This window comes from Paenibacillus sp. Mc5Re-14, from assembly GCF_001049835.1.
Taxonomy (GTDB): Bacteria; Bacillota; Bacilli; order Paenibacillales; family Paenibacillaceae; genus Paenibacillus; species Paenibacillus polymyxa_C.
In genome coordinates this window covers 1815164-1835410 of record NZ_CVPD01000001.1, presented here as the reverse complement: position 1 = coordinate 1835410, position 20247 = coordinate 1815164, and the positions used below count along the sequence as shown (strand labels likewise).

19 protein-coding genes and 1 pseudogene are annotated in these 20247 nt (G+C 40.9%); 14 read left to right on the top strand and 6 right to left on the bottom strand.

The window, feature by feature from the left end; translation table 11 throughout:
* Positions 1–193: 193 nt before the first annotated feature.
* From BN1546_RS28480 to BN1546_RS08295, 3 genes and pseudogenes are all read right to left on the bottom strand, one after another.
* Positions 194–304 (bottom strand): annotated as a pseudogene (locus BN1546_RS28480) (Tn3 family transposase); the annotation flags it as partial.
* Positions 305–453: 149 nt separating this feature from the next.
* Positions 454–1305 carry an SPL family radical SAM protein gene (locus BN1546_RS08300; protein WP_058830559.1) on the bottom strand — a complete coding sequence of 284 codons (852 nt, stop codon included), beginning with the start codon at positions 1303–1305 and terminating at the stop codon, positions 454–456.
* Positions 1306–1425: 120 nt separating this feature from the next.
* Entirely contained in the window at positions 1426–1866 is a 441-nt protein-coding gene (locus tag BN1546_RS08295; RefSeq protein ID WP_090737071.1) for a YybH family protein, read from the bottom strand.
* 138 nt (positions 1867–2004) lie between these two features.
* Here BN1546_RS08295 and BN1546_RS08290 point away from each other — a divergent pair, with 138 nt between their 5' ends.
* The 4 genes from BN1546_RS08290 (at position 2005) to BN1546_RS08275 (ending at position 5245) form a co-directional block, all read left to right on the top strand.
* Entirely contained in the window at positions 2005–2898 is an 894-nt protein-coding gene (locus BN1546_RS08290; protein WP_090737069.1) for a helix-turn-helix domain-containing protein, read from the top strand.
* 123 nt (positions 2899–3021) lie between these two features.
* Positions 3022–4350 (top strand): replication-associated recombination protein A, encoded by a 1329-nt coding sequence (locus BN1546_RS08285; protein ID WP_090737067.1) that lies wholly within the window; start codon positions 3022–3024, stop codon positions 4348–4350.
* A 47-nt stretch (positions 4351–4397) separates the two neighbouring features.
* Entirely contained in the window at positions 4398–4745 is a 348-nt protein-coding gene (locus BN1546_RS08280) for an MmcQ/YjbR family DNA-binding protein (RefSeq protein WP_013369259.1), read from the top strand.
* A gap of 74 nt (positions 4746–4819) precedes the next feature.
* Positions 4820–5245: a MaoC family dehydratase gene (locus tag BN1546_RS08275; RefSeq protein WP_013369260.1), complete on the top strand. Its 426-nt coding sequence runs from the start codon at positions 4820–4822 to the stop codon at positions 5243–5245.
* A gap of 36 nt (positions 5246–5281) precedes the next feature.
* Here the strand turns inward: BN1546_RS08275 and BN1546_RS27795 are convergent, their stop codons facing one another.
* Complete coding sequence (locus tag BN1546_RS27795) at positions 5282–5467, bottom strand: hypothetical protein (protein ID WP_255305572.1); 186 nt, start codon at positions 5465–5467, stop codon at positions 5282–5284.
* A 167-nt stretch (positions 5468–5634) separates the two neighbouring features.
* Positions 5635–5802: a site-specific integrase gene (locus BN1546_RS27270; RefSeq protein ID WP_165084255.1), complete on the bottom strand. Its 168-nt coding sequence runs from the start codon at positions 5800–5802 to the stop codon at positions 5635–5637.
* A gap of 522 nt (positions 5803–6324) precedes the next feature.
* On the opposite strand from BN1546_RS27270, the gene BN1546_RS08265 reads away from it, so the two are divergent.
* The gene (locus BN1546_RS08265) at positions 6325–6924 is read left to right on the top strand and encodes a hypothetical protein (protein ID WP_064964317.1); all 600 of its coding nucleotides are present in this window, start codon (positions 6325–6327) and stop codon (positions 6922–6924) included.
* A 167-nt stretch (positions 6925–7091) separates the two neighbouring features.
* On the opposite strand, the gene BN1546_RS08260 is transcribed toward BN1546_RS08265, so the two are convergent.
* Positions 7092–7694 carry a lysozyme gene (locus BN1546_RS08260; RefSeq protein ID WP_058830555.1) on the bottom strand — a complete coding sequence of 201 codons (603 nt, stop codon included), beginning with the start codon at positions 7692–7694 and terminating at the stop codon, positions 7092–7094.
* A gap of 386 nt (positions 7695–8080) precedes the next feature.
* Between BN1546_RS08260 and BN1546_RS27790 the strand changes: the two genes are divergently transcribed.
* The 9 genes from BN1546_RS27790 (at position 8081) to BN1546_RS08215 (ending at position 20221) form a co-directional block, all read left to right on the top strand.
* The gene (locus tag BN1546_RS27790) at positions 8081–8497 is read left to right on the top strand and encodes a VOC family protein (protein WP_255305276.1); all 417 of its coding nucleotides are present in this window, start codon (positions 8081–8083) and stop codon (positions 8495–8497) included.
* 182 nt (positions 8498–8679) lie between these two features.
* Positions 8680–9375: a response regulator transcription factor gene (locus BN1546_RS08250; protein ID WP_090737065.1), complete on the top strand. Its 696-nt coding sequence runs from the start codon at positions 8680–8682 to the stop codon at positions 9373–9375.
* Positions 9376–9377: 2 nt separating this feature from the next.
* Positions 9378–10838 (top strand): sensor histidine kinase, encoded by a 1461-nt coding sequence (locus tag BN1546_RS08245; RefSeq protein WP_090737063.1) that lies wholly within the window; start codon positions 9378–9380, stop codon positions 10836–10838.
* A 3-nt stretch (positions 10839–10841) separates the two neighbouring features.
* The gene (locus BN1546_RS08240; protein WP_090737061.1) at positions 10842–11987 is read left to right on the top strand and encodes a hypothetical protein; all 1146 of its coding nucleotides are present in this window, start codon (positions 10842–10844) and stop codon (positions 11985–11987) included.
* 189 nt (positions 11988–12176) lie between these two features.
* Positions 12177–13970, top strand: a complete 1794-nt coding sequence (locus BN1546_RS08235) for an acyltransferase family protein (protein ID WP_090737059.1) — start codon at positions 12177–12179, stop codon at positions 13968–13970.
* Positions 13971–13997: 27 nt separating this feature from the next.
* Positions 13998–14696 carry an SGNH/GDSL hydrolase family protein gene (locus BN1546_RS08230; RefSeq protein ID WP_090737057.1) on the top strand — a complete coding sequence of 233 codons (699 nt, stop codon included), beginning with the start codon at positions 13998–14000 and terminating at the stop codon, positions 14694–14696.
* Between the two features lie 46 nt (positions 14697–14742).
* Positions 14743–15753, top strand: coding sequence for an LCP family protein (locus BN1546_RS08225; RefSeq protein WP_090737055.1), 1011 nt, complete (start codon positions 14743–14745; stop codon positions 15751–15753).
* A 110-nt stretch (positions 15754–15863) separates the two neighbouring features.
* Positions 15864–18674 carry a M14 family metallopeptidase gene (locus BN1546_RS08220; RefSeq protein ID WP_090737053.1) on the top strand — a complete coding sequence of 937 codons (2811 nt, stop codon included), beginning with the start codon at positions 15864–15866 and terminating at the stop codon, positions 18672–18674.
* Between the two features lie 209 nt (positions 18675–18883).
* Complete coding sequence (locus BN1546_RS08215; RefSeq protein ID WP_090737051.1) at positions 18884–20221, top strand: DUF418 domain-containing protein; 1338 nt, start codon at positions 18884–18886, stop codon at positions 20219–20221.
* The last annotated feature ends 26 nt before the right edge of the window (positions 20222–20247 follow it).

The following is a 20247-nucleotide window of genomic DNA, read 5'->3' as shown; positions in this document are numbered from 1 at the left end:
AATAAAGTTGTATACTAATTATTAATGACGGATAACAAGAATATCTCTTCATAATAAGTATTTAATAAAAAGCCCGATGAGCACGTATCATCGGGCTTTTTATTAAATTCAGAGGGTGAATGCTTAGGTTTCAATCAGAGCGAATATAAATTGCATAACAAGTCAAAATCTTTTGAATCTTTTCCTGTTGGGGAAATCCGAGCAAATGCGTTAAACCAAAGACTTGATCGGTGTAACCGGCTGTATCCGTATAATGCACCTCGATGGCCAAGTCCGTTTCATGGTGGAGCAAACCGTTCGAAACTCCAATCTGGACGGTAATTCTATAATTTAAATTATTTTACATACACAAAGAGCAGCCTGTTTAGTTGCTCTTTGTGTATGTAAAACATATTGAGTTTTCATCAATTGAATCTCCTAATAGAGAATATGACTGTCCCATTTTTTTGTAGATTAATCAATTGTACATATTTTCCCCTTTAGAGGATACTCTCTACTAGAAGATAAGAATATAATCTTTTCGTCAAAATATTTATTAAAATAGTTGTTCGTTTTTAAATGAATATCAGGCTGATACCATTTAGAAAACCCATTTCGCTGAAACAACAAAGGCATACCCAATTGCTCGGATCGCTTCCCCTTTAAACCATCTCCAATGTTCAGCGAATCAATATATATTCGATCAACAATCCCCTGTAATCTTTTGGGGAAATCTGGCGTGAAGGGCAAAAGAGGAGAAATGGATGCCTGTGTAGCAATTCCTGCTGCATGGACATTTCTAAGAGCCTTTAAGCGCTGGTTGATCCCTGGAGCTAAAGGTGCAAAAAGTCGCTTTACATCTTCTCGGTCTGTTTCAATAGTCATAGAAACTAATAATTCACAACGTTGTTGCAATTCTAATAGTATATCGAGGTCTCTAACCACCAGAGGACTTCTTGTTTGGATTTGAAGGAAATCCGGTGGAGATTCAATCATCTCCGTTAATATTTTTCTTGTGATCTCAACCTTACGCTCGATGGGTTGGTATGGATCTGTAGCAGTAGACATGAATATATTGATAGGTTTATTTCTTCGGCGAAGACTATTAATTTCTTTACTATAGTTTTCAACAGCGTTAAGTTTAATATCAATCCATTCTCCCCAAGGAATATCTTTATATTTTTGAATGGGCATTTCTCTAACATAGCAATAACTACATCCAAAAGCACAACCACTGAAAGGATTCAAAGAGTGAGTAAATCCAACAGTAGATGCTCCTTTGGTTTCGCTCAAAATTTTTTTTGCCATCGTATTATCAATCTGCATGTTAGATACCCCTTCATTTTAAATATTTACATAAATGAAATTCCGAATGAACAGAAACTCCCTCCACCAGTTCAACTGATAAAGGGAGTTTTCATTAATTATAGTAAAAGGTGTGTGTATTTAGAACGCATCGAGACCCGATATAATCCCAGGATGGCGGACAAAAGACCAATGGGAATGTACTGTACGCCATCCGCCATTAATTAAACGAAAAACTTCAGTAGTATTCCAACATTTTTGGAGTTTTTCTTGTCCATCTTCTCCTGCTACGTAATTGTGTAAATTATAACTCAACACAGCCAAATCACCAGCTTCACTGACAGCGACATCGGGATTGAGATATTCACTCCGAATAATATTAGGATTTTTATAGCGTGACAAAATATGTTCTCTCACCGCTGAATTACCTACAATAAGTTTTTCAGTCACAGGATCGAAGTATGAAATATCATCACTGTAACTATCCAGGTACCCAAAGCAGTCTCCTTGATTCCACCGTTCATTATTGGCGCGTTCTATATTCAATACAGTTTCAGCTACTTCTTTGATATTTACACTCATTTTTTTTACTCCTTTTTTTTAGATGTTGGAAATGATATGATCATTTTAGGTCATTCAACACAAACGATAAAGGCAAAAGCGGGAAAATAAATGATACTTTTCGGACATTCTACATTTGTAGTATAGGAGGTTTATGTAGTGGTTCGCATATCAAAGCAGAAAAGAAATATAGAACGTCTTAAATATCAACCTGTACTACCTTATCCATACGATGTAGAAATTTTTCGAGTCTCTGATCTTAAACAACGGACACCCAAAGAAAGGATGAGTGTAACTTATAGATATGAATTCTATATGCTTATATGTGTTACTCAAGGTGAGTGTATACAATGGGTCGATTTTGAGCCGATTTCCTGTAGCACAGGAACCTTTCTTGCCATATCCCCAGGTCAAGTTCATAATTTCGGACATGATGAGAATTGGGATGGTTGGATTATTTTGTTTCGTTCGGAGTTTCTTATACCTAACACATCAACATTAAATGAGCTTAAACTAGCTTTTGATTTTGGAAGGCTACCAAGCATTCTAAATTTAAATCATAATGAGTTGCGTCGTAGCATCGCTTCTATCGAACAAATGATCGAAGACTTGTTGATTGAAGGGACAGAAGAAGATATTCATATGTTGTTGCGTTACCAACTCTACGCATTTGTAACTTGGCTTAGTATTCTTAATAAATGCAAACGGATGAATGAAACAATAGATTCTCAAACATCGCTGCGTTTTATAAGCTTCCAGAAACTCGTTGAAAAATACTTCGCTAAGTTGAGCCATGTCAGTGAATACGCTACTCGTCTAAACTGCACGGAAAAAACTCTAACTCGAGCAACTATGGCAGCAGTTGGAATAAGTGCAAAGGCTTTCATTTCGGCCCGGATTAATCTTGAAGCAAAACGTCTGTTAATGCATACGGACTATTCTATTAGTGACATTGCGGAAAAACTTAACTTCAAGGAAGCAACCCACTTTAGTAAATTTTTCAAACGTGAAACAGGTTGTACGCCTGCAGAATTTCGACAGCAGCATCTTTGAAATTATTAACTTACTCGAGTGTCTACTACTATATTTCATAATTGAATAAAACACTAATTGTAGTTATATATTAATGTTATCTTATGAACTCTTTTAAAATGCGTTGTTTAAGGAAGTGATTTTATGATCCAAGGATCTTTATTTGATGACGAGTATGATCAGGGGCGGCCTTTAGCAAATCGGGTACGTCCACAAAATTTAGAAGAATTTGTAGGTCAAAAACATTTGCTTGAACCCGGAAAAGTATTACGTGAAATGATTGAGAATGATCAAGTTTCATCTATGATTTTTTGGGGGCCACCAGGAGTGGGAAAGACAACGTTAGCTAAAATAATCGCCAATCAAACCCAATCTAAATTTATTGATTTTAGCGCTGTGACTAGCGGTATCAAAGATATTCGTAGTGTCATGAAAGAAGCTGAAGGAAACAGGCAATTAGGTGAGAAAACACTTTTATTTATTGATGAAATTCATCGTTTTAACAAAGCACAGCAGGATGCCTTTCTGCCTTATGTGGAAAAAGGAAGCATTATATTGATTGGAGCAACAACCGAAAATCCATCGTTTGAAGTGAATTCAGCCTTGCTTTCTCGTAGTAAAGTGTTTGTGCTTCATCCGCTCAATCATGCAGATATTTTAGAGCTATTACAGAAAGCATTAGCGAACCCAAAAGGGTTTAATAATCAATCAATCGAGATCGAAGAAGGCGTTCTATCAGCGATTGCTGAATATTGCGATGGAGATGCCAGAAAAGCTTTAAACACACTAGAAATGGCTGTATTACACAGGAAAAAATCAGATGGAGCCATTGTAGTGAATAAAAATGATTTAGTACAAATGTTAAATCGCAAGTCATTATTATATGACAAAAATGGTGAGGAACATTATAACATCATATCTGCTTTGCATAAGGCGATGAGAAATAGTGATGTTAATGCTGCAATTTACTGGTTATCGCGCATGTTGGAGTCCGGAGAAGATCCATTATTTATTGCCCGAAGATTGGTCAGATTTGCAAGTGAAGACATTGGTTTAGCAGATAACCGAGCTTTGGAGATATCAGTAGCTGTCTTCCAGGCTTGTCAGTTTATTGGTATGCCAGAGTGCGATGTACATCTAACCCAAGCTGTCATTTATCTCACCTTGGCCCCGAAGTCCAACGCAGCTTATTTGGCCTATAGAGCTGCCAAAAAAGACGCCCTGCATTCCGTAAATGAACCTGTTCCCTTGCATTTACGAAATGCTCCGACTAAGTTGATGAAAGAACTGAATTACGGGAAAGGTTATAAATATGCCCATGATACACAAGAAAAATTAACAATGATGCAGACCATGCCAGATTCTCTCATCGGACGGGAATATTACCACCCCACTATACAAGGATCTGAAATGAAATTTAAACAACGGATGGAAGAGATTTCAGCATGGTATGCAAGCCACAAAGAAAGCTAATTGCGTTTAATGCATAGAAGATCCAATAGAAATCGAGGTAATTCGTCATGACAATAGAAGAAATTATTGAGCATTGCTTATCATATCCAAGTTCATATGAAGATCACCCTTTTGGAGACGGATGGACTGCGATGAGACATCAAGGGAACAAAAAAATTTTTGCCTTGATATACAATCATGATGAGCATCTTTGCGTCAACCTAAAATGCAACCCTGATCATGCTGATTTTTTGCGAAAAGCGTTTGAAGAGGTAAAGCCTGGTTATCACATGAACAAGGAACATTGGAATACAGTAATATTAGATGGTGATCTACCAGAAGATGAAATTCACGATATGGTGCATCATAGCTTCAAATTGACCAAGCCAAAAAGCTCCAAAAAACATACTAGCTAGAGAATAAATTTCTTATTGATAATTAAATTTTGCGGAAGTCATTATGTAAAAGTATCCGTTTCGAGAGGTGTAATATGAAGTTTAATGAATTCTTTGTAGGGCAGCGGTTCGAGACTGATTCTATAAAAGTAACCAAAGAAAAAATTATAGAATTCGCATCTGAATTTGACCCTCAGTACATGCATTTGGATGAGAAGAAAACTCAGGAAGGCATATTTGGAGGAATTATTGCTTCAGGAATCCAAACATTAGCTCTAACATTTAAACTATGGGTAGAGTGTGGTTTATACGGTGAGGATGTAGTGGCTGGTACTGCTATGGATAATATCCGATTTATGAAACCTGTATACCCTGATGATGAGTTACATGTAGTTGTTGAAGTCATTAATCTAGAAGATAACCGAAAGAATACAGGAATTGTAACTGTGAATTTATCCACTTTTAATCATACGACTCAAAAAATTTTTGAAGGGGACCTTTCTGTAATAATAAAAAAATAGCGTATCTTTAAATAAATGAAATTGACGGGATATCCCTCATTCACGTGTTGGGATAATACCAGCGTCGCTGTCACCAAGTGCAAGCGTATGGGTTAGATTGGGAATTTTTTTGATAACCTCGTTGTACTTGTTTTGTGTTTCGGTAATGGCGAGCTTTGAATACATTTCTAATGACTTGCGGCTTTCATGGCCGGAGTACGGTTGTATGAGTGCGTCGTCAATTCTCTTCTTTTTCAGCCAGGTTAGTAGGAAGTGGCGTAGTTTATGTGGCGTAAGGTTTTATGTAAGACCGGCTTCTTCCGAATACTTGGCTAAAATTTTCCAAATACCTCGATCCGTATATTTCTTCTTCCACGATGACTCAAATAGATACATTGCCTGTTTTTTCTTCATCGCGTCAACATACATGGCCAGTACTTCTTTAAATGACTGCGGGAAAATGGAACAATGCGATCCTTGCAGTCCTTTCCGTTATTAATGCGAATTTGGCAGCAATGAAAATCAATGTCCGTCAGCCGAATATTGATGAGTTCGCTTACCCCGATTGCGGTATACATGAGCGTCTTAACAATCAGTGTCCTGAGGTATAACGACAGGATGATTTCCTGAAATTTTCCAACAAAAAAATGACTTGGGTAGGTTCAATATGGGCGTATTGTTGTTTGTGTTTAGATAACATAAAGTTAACCTTATTCATAAATAATGTTAATTTTATGTCATTCATCGCTTCAATTGCTCTGATATAATTTCTGCTAGGTAGATGAGTTTTGCTTTCAGAATGTGGGTCAGATAAGCCTACAATGGTTACGCGAGGTGCGAGTGAGCCTCCCAGTAAACAAGTAACAACTCAACCGGAACAAAATACTGAGGCAAAACTGATAAAGGCATCGGAAAATAAAGAAAAAGTATCACCCCATTTGTTATACAGCAGTGAAGGATTACTCGCTGTATGGAAGTAGCTTTTAGCACATGGTGATATAAAAACGATGGAATAGGAGATTTTAATCCATACGGGGATTAATTCAGTTAGCAAGCGAGTAAACATGCGAAAACATAACTTTATAGTAGGAGTGTGAGATATGAAAAAAACATTATTGGCTTGTATTATGATAGTGTTGATGCTAGCATCAGCTTGTGGAAATGTTGACACGACATCAAATCCAAATACTTCTAGTGAGCCTAAACCTGAAACGGAAGAGTCTATTATTCCAAAAAACACATCCGAATATTGTACTGTAGAACGTATAAGTCTGGATAGTGAAACTGAAAAATATTTCTATGGAACTTGGAAAGTTGAGAAGCTTTTAGGATTTGCAAATTCATATAATGATGCTTCTGAATATCCAACAGGGCAAAAATTTATTGGAGACGAAATTATAATCAAAAAAGACTTTTTTTCATCAAAAGGACTTAAAAACTATAGTAATTATCAATATGAATTAAAAAACCCATTATATGAGATTACAGCGACATGCCATAACTCTGACTCTTTTTATAGATTATATAAAATAGATATCCCAGACTTAAATATAAATGATGTAGTAAAAGCAATAGATATAAGTGACCCTTCTACAAAACTTAGCATACCTGTAAGTGTAAGTTTTTTTGTTGTTAATAACGATAGGCTTATCTTGTTATCAGAGGCAACTATTTTTGAACTTAAAAAAATTACTGATTAAATGAATTAAGGTTATGTAATAAGTTCTGTGCTAATAAAATAGAAAATATCCAGGAAGGTAAGTATATCCTATAAGCGATTCTGAAAATGCCTGTGAATATAATTTTTTAAACAAGAAAGGTCAGCCTTTAGGCTGACCTTTCTTGTTTATGTCGTATAATGATTAAACTATAGTGTATATACTGGATATTTATGAGTATACTTCCTTTCTTTACAAAATAAAGTTGCTTCTTCATTTCTTCTTTTTTGTAAATTTCTATCATATGAAAATGCTTTGCTGACTAATTTTGAACAAGTATCAATTTGACTTTGTGAAAGTGGACCAACAAAAGTTGGATATATATGCGCATTGGCAAGCATAGCTTTTACATCATTAGTTTTTAGCACCCCAGGACCTGCATTAAAAGTGAGCGAAACAAGTGCATCAAACTGAGATTGTGAAAATTTATGACCGCTAGGAAGTACCAAGTTATTTACTGCCGCTACAGCACTTGCAGTATCATTAGAAAAAAAAGTATTTGCTTTAGACTGAGAAATTGGTGAAGTATAACCTAAATTTAAAGATTTTGATAGAGCATCAGCTTGTACTTGAGAGAGAAGAGAATCATTGGGATTACCTGTTGTATTCTTAGTATAAACTTTAGACTTTGTTATCAAATGTCCCCATCCAACTGTTGGATACCCATAAGGATCTCCATAAAATTTCAAGGAAAATCCCTCATGTTTTTTGATAAGGTTTGCTCCATCTGTGCCTAAAGAAAAATTTGCCATAATAATCACTCCTGAAATTAATATTAGTAGAAGAACAATAAGGAGGAATCATAGACAGAGCACCATTCCCAAGTTTTCTGCAATGCCGTATTGCCTTCACATATATAAAGAGAAATGAGTCTCTTTGTTACAACCACTCTCCAAATTTTATTTCAATTCACTAATATCAAAAGTTTGTATAACCTCAATCATTTTGACATAGAGTTCCTGTTAATCTATAGGAGGAATGAAAATGAAATTTAACAAGTTGTTTTGTGGATAAATGAATTCGAAGATACGAAGGTATTTTACTCCAAATTGAATTATTTAATTGCGGATGATAATGAATTTACGGTTTATATGGGCTACACGCAAGTGGTCTTCAAAAAGGCGGATGATCGATTTTAGTGCAGTATGGTAAGCCTTATTATCATATAGCCATCAACATTCCAGAGAATAAATTTACAGAAGCGAAAAAAAAGGTATCTTCTCAAATCAGTCTTATTGAAGAGGATCACGAAGATGCAGTGTTTTTCGATTTTTGGAATTCTCATTCATTCTATTTTGAGAACCCGTCAGGAAATATCGTAGAATTCATTGCTAGGCATAATATAAAAAACCAAAAGGATTATTCATTTTCGATGAAGGATTTGATCGGGGTGAGTGAGATCGGTATCGTTTCGAAAAACGTTCCAAATGCAGTGAAAAAGTTAAATGAACTGGGGATACCGAACTTTGGAGAGTCATCTGAAAACTTTGCTCCCATAGGGGATGAGCATGGTCTATTCATCATTGTGCATAAAGGAAGAGAATGTTTTTTTTAAAACGGAAAAGAGGCCGTATCTTATCCAGTAGAGGTATGGATTGAAAACATCGGACACATCACTTTCACATCAGACGAAGATTTCGTTATTCATGATATACATTTGATTGTTTTTCCCTGATTGATTAATATAATGGGCGATGTCCTAAACCTGTCGTATTAAAAATAGAGATGAGGATTACGATGAATAAAGCAAAGATTCTTATTATTGAAGATGATGCCCCGATTGCCGACTTGCTATCGTACGGACTTTCTATGGAGGGGTTCCAGACATGCACAGCGGCCAGCGGAGCAGCGGGAATGCATGAACTGCAGTCGTTTCAGCCCGATTTGCTGCTGCTGGACTGGATGCTGCCTGACCAGAGCGGCCTAGACATTTGTAAAAAGGTGACTACGAATTATAACATACCGATCTGCATGATTACCGCTAAATCGGATATTACCGATAAAATTCTCGGTCTTGAATTCGGAGCCGATGATTATATTACCAAGCCTTTTGATCTGCGTGAAGTTGTTGCACGCATTCGAACCATTTTACGCAGAGTGGAGCAGGCGAGCAGCCCCGACAGGGAAACAACGAAAGCCGTCATTCGGTTTAAAAACATTGAGGTGATCGAAGAAGAACGACTTGTCCAAAAAAAAGGTCGTCCCGTTGAACTGACCCCCAAGGAATTTGACCTGCTTATGATGCTGGTTAAACATCCGGGCAAAACTTTTTCACGTTCCGAACTGCTTGATTTGGTATGGGGTTATCATTTTGCTGGAGATACACGTACAGTTGATACGCATATCCAGAGACTCCGCAAAAAGCTGGATGACACCGAATGCATTGCTACCGTCTTCGGAATCGGGTACAAATTTAAAAAAATGGGTGAATAAGCATGATACGCAAAATCAGCATCAAATTTCTGATCGGTTTTTTTCTGATCTTTTCGCTTTCTTTTGTCGTGCTTAATCAGACCGTCAAGGAATTTATCCGAACAAGCAATCAGAACCTGGTTACCTCGGAACTGGTCGGACTGAAAAATAACAGCAATGTTTATGTGCGCCAAGCGTTCCTGATTAACCATTTCAGCAGCAATGAGCTGTATTTTGGAGGAATTGCCAAGGAGATAGCAACTGATCTGAACCATACCACGAACAGCAGTATTGGCGTGTATACGGTGGAAGGCAAATTGCTGTATGCCCCGGACAACTCCCCGTTTCAGCAGCAAATGCAAAGCGATCTGCAGCAGGCGATTGGTGGCAATACAGCGTACAGCATTACTTATGATCGTAATAAGACGACAGTCCTCTTCTCCTACCCGGTTGTTATAGACGGTTCAAAGGTGGGCATACTGCGTTTTTACAAGGATTTCAGCTCACTCTACGAACAAACCGGACAGATTCGGGAGATTACCCTCTATATGGCCCTAGCGATTTTTGCGGCAGCCTTTCTGTTTTCCTATATTCTTTCCAGGCATATTACCATCCCGCTGACCAGATTGACGCAAGCATCCACCGAGGTGAAAAACGGGAATCTGGATATCCGTCTTCATTTTAAACGCAAGGATGAAATTGGCCGATTAGCTGAGAATTATAACGATATGATTGATCAAATCAGTAGACAGATCCATATTATTGAGAAGGACCGGGACCATTTGAAGCAGCTTCACCAGCAGGAAAAGCGCTTTTTTGACAATATTACTCACGAACTGAAAACGCCATTAACCTCAATTCTGGGATATGCGGAGTTGATCAGGCTGAACGGTGAGAAAGACCGTGCTTTTTTTGACAAAGGAATGAATCATATTATCGAGGAGAGCAGGCGCCTGCATGCGATGGTGCTAAAACTGCTGGAAGTCTCACGCAAAAATATCATGCTCAAGGAGCTTGATCGGGTGGATATTGGGTTAATCCTGCAGGATGTGTGTGAATCGATGATGATCCGAGCGCAGCGCTATAAAAAGACCATTGAATATGAGATCAATGAGGAATTGTTCATGTTGGCTGATGGGGACAGAATTAGACAGATGTTCATCAATTTGATAGATAATGCGATTAAATATAGTTTGCCGTTTTCGGCAGTATCTGTAAAAGCAGTACGGGCAGAAGAAAAGATCCGCCTGATCTTCAGAAATCCAAGCGATCCGATTGAGGCAGAACATCTGTCACGCCTGTTACAGCCATTTTATCTGGCTCATTCCGACAGCGCAGAAGAAGGCAGTGTAGGATTGGGGCTTAGCATTGTGAAATCCATCGTTGAAGAATTTTCGGGTTCCATCATGATTACCAACGAGCAAAATGAAACCATCGTTACGGTGGAATTTGATGCTCTGGAAACCGCACGGAACGGAGAATAAATAATGGGCAATAAATATAAACATTTTGTAATGCTTGTGGTCGTATCTCTCGTAGTATTACTGCTGTCAGCATGCGTTTCAGAACCAAAAACAGAGACCGTTGTCATCGCCGATAGTAATGAAGTTTCCAATGCCGATCAAAGCTCTCGTCCGTTTCAGGTCCAAAAAATATATCGGCTTCCAGAGCGTTTTGCAAATAGGGGTCAACTGCTGGGCTGGTCGTCTGGAGATGCCGTCATCGCATCGTTCGGAGCCATGACCATACTGAAGCGAGGTACGTTGGAACGTTTAACTTATCCGTATGAGCAGAGCAAGGTCATATCCGGAATCGGCAAGGTAACTTCCAATACGATACTTTCTCCCGATGGGAAATATATTTGCGAAGTTTCCCCTTCTTCCTTGGAGACAACCTTAAAGCTTATTTCCTTACAGGATGGCAAGGAAAGGGAAATAGACAGGATCAGCACCAGGAACGAGTCTTATGTACAATATGTTTCCTGGTCGGCTAACAGTTCGTATATCGGCTACCTGGTAGAAAATCTGGTTGATAACGGAGCTGATAGCCTATATATCTACGATATGGGGTCTCAAACTTCCAGCAAGTATCAGTTAAAAGGGATCGTAAAGGGAGACACCCTTTTGAGTGTTAATCTTGCAAATGATGGCCGCAGCGTACTGCTGCAGTTTTTGCGTGCAAAACAAGGTCAGAACAAGGTACTAACCCTGGGGAAGGTTTCCGGGAAGAATATTGAATTTCAATATGAACGTCAGATTGGTGGAGATTCAGTAGCCTGGATGAATAACGACCAGTTTGTGTTTCTCGGAAAGGATAGTTCATTGTACGAATATGATCAGCGAAACGGCGAGCTCTCTGTCATTCTAGAAAAAGTGCTTGATTTTGAATTCTCGCCTGACAGGAAAAATATCGCATACACCGTGTATGATCAAAATATCACTTACGTAGGCAAGGTGCAGGGAAGAAATATACTGTACAACGAACCGGTGTATCGCGGAATTGTGCCGAAGCATATGTACTGGAATCCGAACAATAAAAGTGTACTGCTTCAAGGACAAAAAAAATTGGATTCCTTGCAGACTTCCCCAACGGATTCTCCTAGCGAGGAGTCATTGATCATTGTATTGAAATAGCAATTATGATCGCCATATTTGTATATGTCAAAAACTAAACCTTATTTCGGTTGTTCAGCCGGAATAAGGTTTTTCTTTTTGCAACCGTTGTGACAATTTGTTTACATGTTGATCAAACTTTCGCGACATCTTTTTTCTATAGTAAATGAAGCAAGATCAATAGCCTATAAGGACAAGGAATGGACCATAGTGAATGGAAACCGGAATTTACACCTGAATCAACCAACAAAACGTTATATGACCGGTCTGGATGGGCTAAGGGCTATCTCCGTGCTTGCTGTTATTGCTTATCATCTTCATTTCAGATGGGCAGAGGGTGGGCTACTGGGGGTGGAGATTTTCTTCGTCCTGTCGGGATATCTGATTACGGACCAGATCCTTTATGAGTGGAGGACACGCAGCGGTTTTTCCATTGTGCAATTCTGGATAAGACGAATGCGCAGACTACTGCCGGCAATGATCTTTATGCTGACTGTAGTGGCATTGTGGCTTTTAATTACCGATTTCTCCAGGCTGCAGGCATTGGGAGGCCATTTTGTATCCTCGCTTTTTTACGTAAACAACTGGTATCTCATTTTTCATCATGTTTCATATTTTGAGAGCTTTGGCCCGCCTTCCCCAATCGGACACCTTTGGTCGCTTTCCATTGAGGAACAGTTTTACGTAATTTGGCCACTTATTTTACTGATCGGTCTGTGCTTTGCACCGCAACGAGGCAGACTGATGTTATTCATTCTGGGTTGCGCTATCGTATCTGCCATAGCAATGGCCGTTATACACGAACCCGGAGCTGATCCGAGCAGGGTGTATTACGGGACGGACACGCGGGTGTTTGCCATTTTGATCGGAGCGGCTCTGGCGATAATCTGGCCCAGCTGGAGACTGAGCGAAAATGTATCCTCTTCGTCACGGACCATGCTGGATATGACTGGCGTGCTGGGCATTGTAATGCTGTTTATCATGATCGGTCAGACCAACCAGTTTGATGATTCGCTGTATCGCGGCGGTTTTCTTTATTTATCACTCATTACTGCAGTTATTATTGCTGTACTTGTTCATCCGGCCAACCGACTGGAACGATGGCTCGGCTGCCGGCCTCTGAGCTGGATCGGTAAGCGATCTTACAGTCTGTATATATGGCATTATCCAATCATTATTTTGTCAGGTCCGGTGGTAAATACCGAAGATGCCAACTATATGCGTATTGCTCTGCAAGTAACGGCCAGCTTCATAACGGGGGGGCTTTCTTACAAATACATCGAAGAGCCTATCCGTCGCGGGACCTTTTGGACCAACCTAAAATCACTCCGCAGGTCGGCCGATGGCAACCAATTAGGTCTTGTTGTAATTGTTATCGCCATTATTCTAGTCCTGACATCATGGAAAAAGGATCCCGTACTTGATGCGCCAGTAACTGTAAGCCAGAAGCCCGTCCAGACAAAAAAACTGCAATGTGGTTGTTCCGATGACAATCATTCTGCTGAAAATACAGACCATTTGGCTGAAGGAAGTGGGGTCACAGCGATTGGGGATTCCGTCATTCTGGATGCCGCCCCGTTTCTGGAAAAGCAGTTCCCTGGTATTGTCATTGATGGTAAGGTGGGACGACAAATGTCACAGGCCAAGGATGTGCTTAATGACCTGCGGGCACAGGGCAAACTTGGCCATAAAATTATTATCGAACTCGGTACAAACGGTGTTTTTAACCGGAGTCAACTGCATTCCTTGCTGGCTTCATTGCAGGATTCTCGGCAAATTTATCTGATAACGACCAGAGTACCGAGAGGATGGCAGAATACCGTAAATGACAATCTGCGTGAAATTGCTGGTGAATTTCAAAATGTACGACTTATCGACTGGTATTCGGCCAGCGAAAACCGCAACGATCTATTTTATGACGATGGTGTTCATCTGAAACCAGAAGGAGCTCAGTATTATGCCTCGGTTTTGATTGATGCTATCAAACAGGATAAAACCTACTAGCATGTTAAAGGAAAGGATGAACTAGGTATGAACAAAAAAAATGTCGGAAAAGTGAGGGCATTATGGGTTTTTATGATTCTTCTTATCGTCATAGGAGCCATAGGGCTCCATCTACATTCAAAGCAAAATTCGGATGATAACGAACCACGCGGCAAGGATTCTTCTCTATACAATCTTGATGCGATGCAGCCTGCTGCACAAAAGCCTAGGGCTTCCAGTACCAGCGGAGAACAAGCTCAACCATCCGCGTCCTTAAACGGCGAGGGCGTCACGATGATTGGAGATTCGGTTACGGTCGGAATTGAGCCTTATTTAAAAGAGCAGCTTCCGAATATGACGGTAGACGGCAAGGTTGGCCGGCAGATGTCTCAAGCTGTAAAAGTCATTAATGAATTAGCCGTCCAAGGCAAACTGGGAGACCAAGTCATTATCGAACTCGGCACCAACGGTCCGTTTAGCAAAGACCAACTGCACGACGTACTGCAATCCCTTTCTGGAGCCAGACAGGTAATCTTGGTCACCACCCGGGTTCCGAAAGGATGGCAAAACACGGTGAATGACACGATTGCACAGGTCGCCGATGAGTTTAGCAACGTCAGCGTGATGGACTGGTATTCAGCCAGTGTAGGCAAAGATGAATACTTTTATAAAGATGGCGTCCATTTAAAACCAGATGGTAGCCGATATTACACTTCACTCCTCGTAGCAGCCTTGCAAAAATCTTAAATACAGAAGGGACAGGCGCGTTCATCATCCGGAAAGGAAGAATGATATGACACAGAGGAAAAAGAGGATATTGATTGTAACATTGTTACTTGTGGTCGCTGCTGTAAGCTTTATCTTTTATTATTTCTTTTCGATTTACAAAGGGCTGGAAGGATTTAATAAGGCTCCGGCAAACTCCCCGTTCATTAATGTAAGCACCGATAATACCGAAGCTCTGGAAACTCCAGAATGGGAGGGAACCGAGCCTGTCAATATTTTGCTGATGGGTGTGGATGCCCGTGGAAGCGCCAAGGGCGAGGTACCCAGATCCGACAGCATGATGGTCGTTTCGTTGAATCCTACCGATAAGCATATCCATGTGTTTTCGATTTTGCGTGACACCTATACGGATATTCCCGGATACGGCAAAAACCGAATCAACACCGCTGTTACGCATGGGCCGGATACGGCGATGAAAGCAGTCAGCGAATTGCTGGGGGTGCCTGTTCATTTTTATGTATATACCGATTTCCAGGGGGTTATTAAACTCGTAGACTCTGTAGGCGGACTCGATTTTTATGTCGAAAAGGATATGTACTATGAAAGCAAGGCCGATCTGCATGAGTACGATATTAATTTAAAGCAGGGACAGCAGCATTTCAACGGCAAAACGGCGCTTCAATATGTCCGTTTTCGTCATGATGCCATGTCCGATTATTCTAGAACAGAAAGACAGCGCCAATTTATTACGGCATTAGCCGAGAAGGTCAAAACAACGACTTCCATTATGAAGCTTCCTTCCATTCTAGAGGAAATCAGTCCGTATATCGATACCAATTTGTCAGTCTCCGATATGTGGAATTTGGCTTCGGTAGGGTATCAAAGTACGTTAAAGGGAAATGAACAAATACCGCCAATGAAGCTATTAAAAGAAACTTATGTGGGCAAAGCGGCTGTTCTGGATGTAAAAAGTCGAACTGATTTGAAGCAATTTGTGCAAAGTACCATAAACTCCGACGCTTCTCATTCGATGACAGACAATCCTTCCGGGCAGAAGCAGAAAACAGATCTTGAATAGGATTGGACAATATATAAAATCATAATTTGCCGGATAGTAGTCTGTAAGTGCTCTTGGTAAATAAAGAAGAGCATAACAGGGTCTTCAGGTTATCCATAGGGGGAAAAAGAATGAGTACAAAACCGATGATGAGGCTCTGCTTGGCGTTAACTGTATCCGCCGCCATGCTTCTGGAAATCATTGCTCCACACATAGTTATGGCCGAGGCTGCGCAACGCGCAAAAAGCACGTTGTTGAACGATAAGAATGAACCAACAAAAACAATTTCAGCGCAGGTTAAAAATACCCCGACACTGAAATTGGATAACAATCTGGCATCCATGACGAAGAAAAGAACCATTAAAGCTAGGTTTAAGCTTCCGAAGGGTGCCGGTATAAAGAAAATAAGGTGGACTTATGGTGGCAAGCCATTATCGGAATGGAAATCGTACAAGGATCACGATTACAATGGCGCCCCCTTAATCACCGTTACTCAGGTCAAAGCAGACAACGGAGAAGTCACTGCCAATATCAATTTTGGTCTTACTTACGGTACGGAGGATCTTGCCGAACCGAGTCTGCAGCGTCCACTGTACGCCTCATTGATGGGAACCTATGAACTGGCTGCCGCAGTCAACGGCAAAACCGTTGCCCAGGCTCCCATTAAGTTGGTCCCGTACGACAGCTTCCGTACCTATGATGAACTGAAGCCGGAGATTGATACGATTACGGCACAGGCAGCTCAAAAAAACAACAGATACATTAAAACGATGTCGATCGGCAAATCCGTTGAAGGCCGCGATATGTATATGACTGTGGTTGCCAAAGATCAAGCAACGATTGACAAATATCAGAATGTAACTCATCCTGCCATGCTGAATGATCCTGCAAAGCTGGAGAACGATATTCAATCCGGTGCATTCGGAGATTATCAAGTGCCCATCTGGATCAACAATATTCATCCGAATGAAGCGCCGGGCTTCGATGCGATTATCAATTATTTTAAGACCATGGCTCTCGATAAAAATGTTACGTACAAGACCACGTCGTCCAATGGAAAATCGAGTACGGTAACTCTGAATATGGACGATGCGCTTGATCATGTGTTTTTTCTGTTCCTGTATACGGAAAACCCGGATGGAAGGGTTCATACCGAACGTTCTAATGCTGAATATTTTGACTTGAATCGGGATAATTCATATCAAACCCAGCCTGAAACACGCAGTGTCACAGAGCAAATCGCCAAGTGGTCGCCCATTTCTTTCCTAGATCTGCATGGGTTTGATAAGAATTTTCTGATTGAGCCTACCACACCGCCTCACGATCCGAATATTGAGTACGATCTACTTATGGATAACATGGTAGAACAGGCCAAAGCGATGGGTGAAGCAGGTATAGCAAACACGAAGTATGATTACTACCATATTCCTTATGAAGAACATCGTAAAACAGTTGAAAATCCTAAATATGTTTCCAAGGGGACTTCTTCAGGATGGGACGATGCGTCTCCAGCCTATACAGCTGTCTTCGCCATGCACCATGGTGCAATGGGACATACGCTGGAAACACCTGAATCGAATGAAGAGTCGACCAAAGCATTGTATTATAGTGTCGCTGCAGCAACTGATTTTGTTATGCAAAAGAAAGAAAAGTTATTTTTGAACCAGCTAAAAGTATATGAACGTGGAATTAACAATATCGATGATCGATCCGTAGATCGGTATCTAGTCAATGCAAAAAATCAAGTCATTGGTCGCCCCCGTCACGGTAATGAGAATTTTTTTCCTGAGTATTACGTTTTGCCGATCGATAAAGGTCTTCAAAAAAATCCGCTGGAAGCCTATCGGATGATTGAGTATCTTATCCGCAATGGAGTAACGGTTGAACGCTCGACAGAGGCTGTAAGTACTGCTGGCAAGACCTACCCCGCGGGTTCATTTATCATAAATATGCATCAGGCTAAACACGGCATCGCAAACATGGTTTTATATGATGGTATTAACGTCTCAGATTATGCTTCCGTAGCTGGCGAGATTGTGCAGGACTTTCCCGTCATGCGAGGATTTGAACGTGATGTGATTAGAGAAGCCGGCGTGTTTGCGGGCAAAACTTCTCAGGTGACTTCCGTATCGATCCCGGCCACACCAATGCCGAATCATTCTGCCTATGTGTTAATCCGAAACACCAATAACGATGCCATCAAAACCGTTAATGAATTGCTTAAAGCCGGCAAAGTGGTTACGATGCTATCCAAAAGCGGAACAGGATATGAAGCGGGTGACTTTGCAGTCGCCTATGATGATCTGAACCCGCTGGCCTCGAAATACTATCTTGATGTCACGGCATTCGGCAATAACAAATCCGTTGGTAAAGTTCTTAAACCTTCTACGGTAGCCGCTCTCGGCGAATCGGCTTATGTGCTCAAAAATCTCGGTTTTAAAGTGACCGATGATCAGCAGCATGCCGATGTGTTGGTGAATACATTCGATTCCGATAAACTTGTCGAGAAAGGGAAACCATACATTGCTTATGGAAATATGGGGATGGGTAACGTGAAAAACTGGATTCCTCAATTTGCGTTTGCTGGACCGACATGGGAAAGATACGAAGGGGTCTTCCTAGCGAATGTCAAACAGGATCATGTGATTACAGCCCCTTACGATAACGAAGAATACTTCTACACCGTTACAGGTTCTTACATTACGAAACTACCTAAAGCTGCAAAAATTCTTGCAACCATTAGTAATAAAGAAAACTTCTTCAAAGCGGGCTGGTGGCCAGGTCACGATGCTGCAAGAGGAAAGATTATGGCCTTCACCTATAAGGAAAACAAAAAGAATATTACTGTTTTCTCTAACGATCTAACCAATGGCGCTCATTCGCAGCAACAATTCCGTTTGCTGGCCAATTCCATTTTTAATGCTGTTCCCAGCAAATCCTAAGTAATTTTGCAAACAGCCTTATTCCAGTGATCAACTGTGAATAAGGCTGTTTTCGCGATAAAACGGTTTCGCCTACTGTGACATTTTGTTTACAACTTGATCAAACTTTAGCGACATCTGCAGGATATATTGGACTATAGCGTAACATCATCCTGTACATGCGGGTTGATGAAAAATACGAGTCCAGGATTTTCAAGGAGGAATGCAAGTTGCTAAGCAGTATCAAACTGATAAACAGATCCGTCAGAGAGTATGAGGAAGAGGCCAATATCAAAATACGAGCCTTTTCCGTAAATAGCCAATTGAATGAAAATCAAGTAAATGAAAAGACGGTTGCTAATAAATTAGATGAAAAAGAAGTAGATACAGCAGGTATATCCAATTCATCCTACGACGTTACACAAACCGATATTCCTTCTCGAAGCTCTGTAGAAGAGTCGAAAAGAAGGCGGGGCACCGGGCGTCTTGTAGCACTTGATGCAGTACGAGGAATGGCGGTGCTGGGAATGTATTTGCAGCACTTCGGATCGAACCCAAACGTTTCTGCGATTGTTTCCGGAAACACGACACTATTATTCGTATTGTGCGGGGGTATATCTTATTCCATTATGGCACAGCGCATGATGGAACGGGGAGCGGATACGGCCGCTTTCCGTGCGCGAATGCTGGCACGCGCCGTATTTGTTGATATTATCGGGTATTTGCTAATTATGCTGAACACTTCATATGGCATCATTCTGCCTGCCTATGCAGCTATGTTTGTGTTGGCCCTAATGTTATTTCGCCGTTCGACCCGCACCATTGTTACAACAGCAGCAGTTTTGCTCGTGACAGCCCCACCGCTAATGATTCTTGGATCAAGCATTTTCTCGAAAGCTTATCTTCTTAGTGATATCGCGGGAGGTCCGATGTCTGCTCTCGCCTTGACTCCTGCGTTTGTTGCCGGTATGGCCATTGGCCGCTTTGATCTCACCAGATTACGCACAGCTCTCTTACTCGCAGGCAGTGGTATCGTTATGCTTGTTATTGGTAAAGCACTGGCCGCTTTTATACTTCCGAATTGGAATCTTCACTTTGAACAATGGCTGATAAGTGTGCAAGGAGTTGTTCCTGTACAACCGACGGATGTGTACGCAATTTGGCCTCTTAATACGGAGACACCGATGTGGCAGCTCCTTTTGGGAACGGCTCCACACACCGCTTCGACATTCCAGACGATGATAGGATTAGGGATTTCATTTCTGGTAATGGGAGTTGCGTGCCTCGTATCGAAAAAGGCTTCCGCTGTATTAATGCCTTTCGCAGCAGTCGGCCGTGTGGCTCTGACCATGTATGCCATTCAATTTGTAGTGGTTTGGATTCTCGATCTGACAAAGATTGGGCACAGTCTGGACGGAGTCCCGTTCGGCGACGTAATGATCGCAGTGACAACACTGCTGCTGGGATTGTTGTTTGCTAAGCTTCCTGTTGGTCCGCTTGAAGGATTGATGCGCCGCTTTGACCGAGTGTTTAGCCCTGCCCAACCAGTTTCACAAACAGTAAAGTAGACTGATCAAAAGCATACCAGATAAAG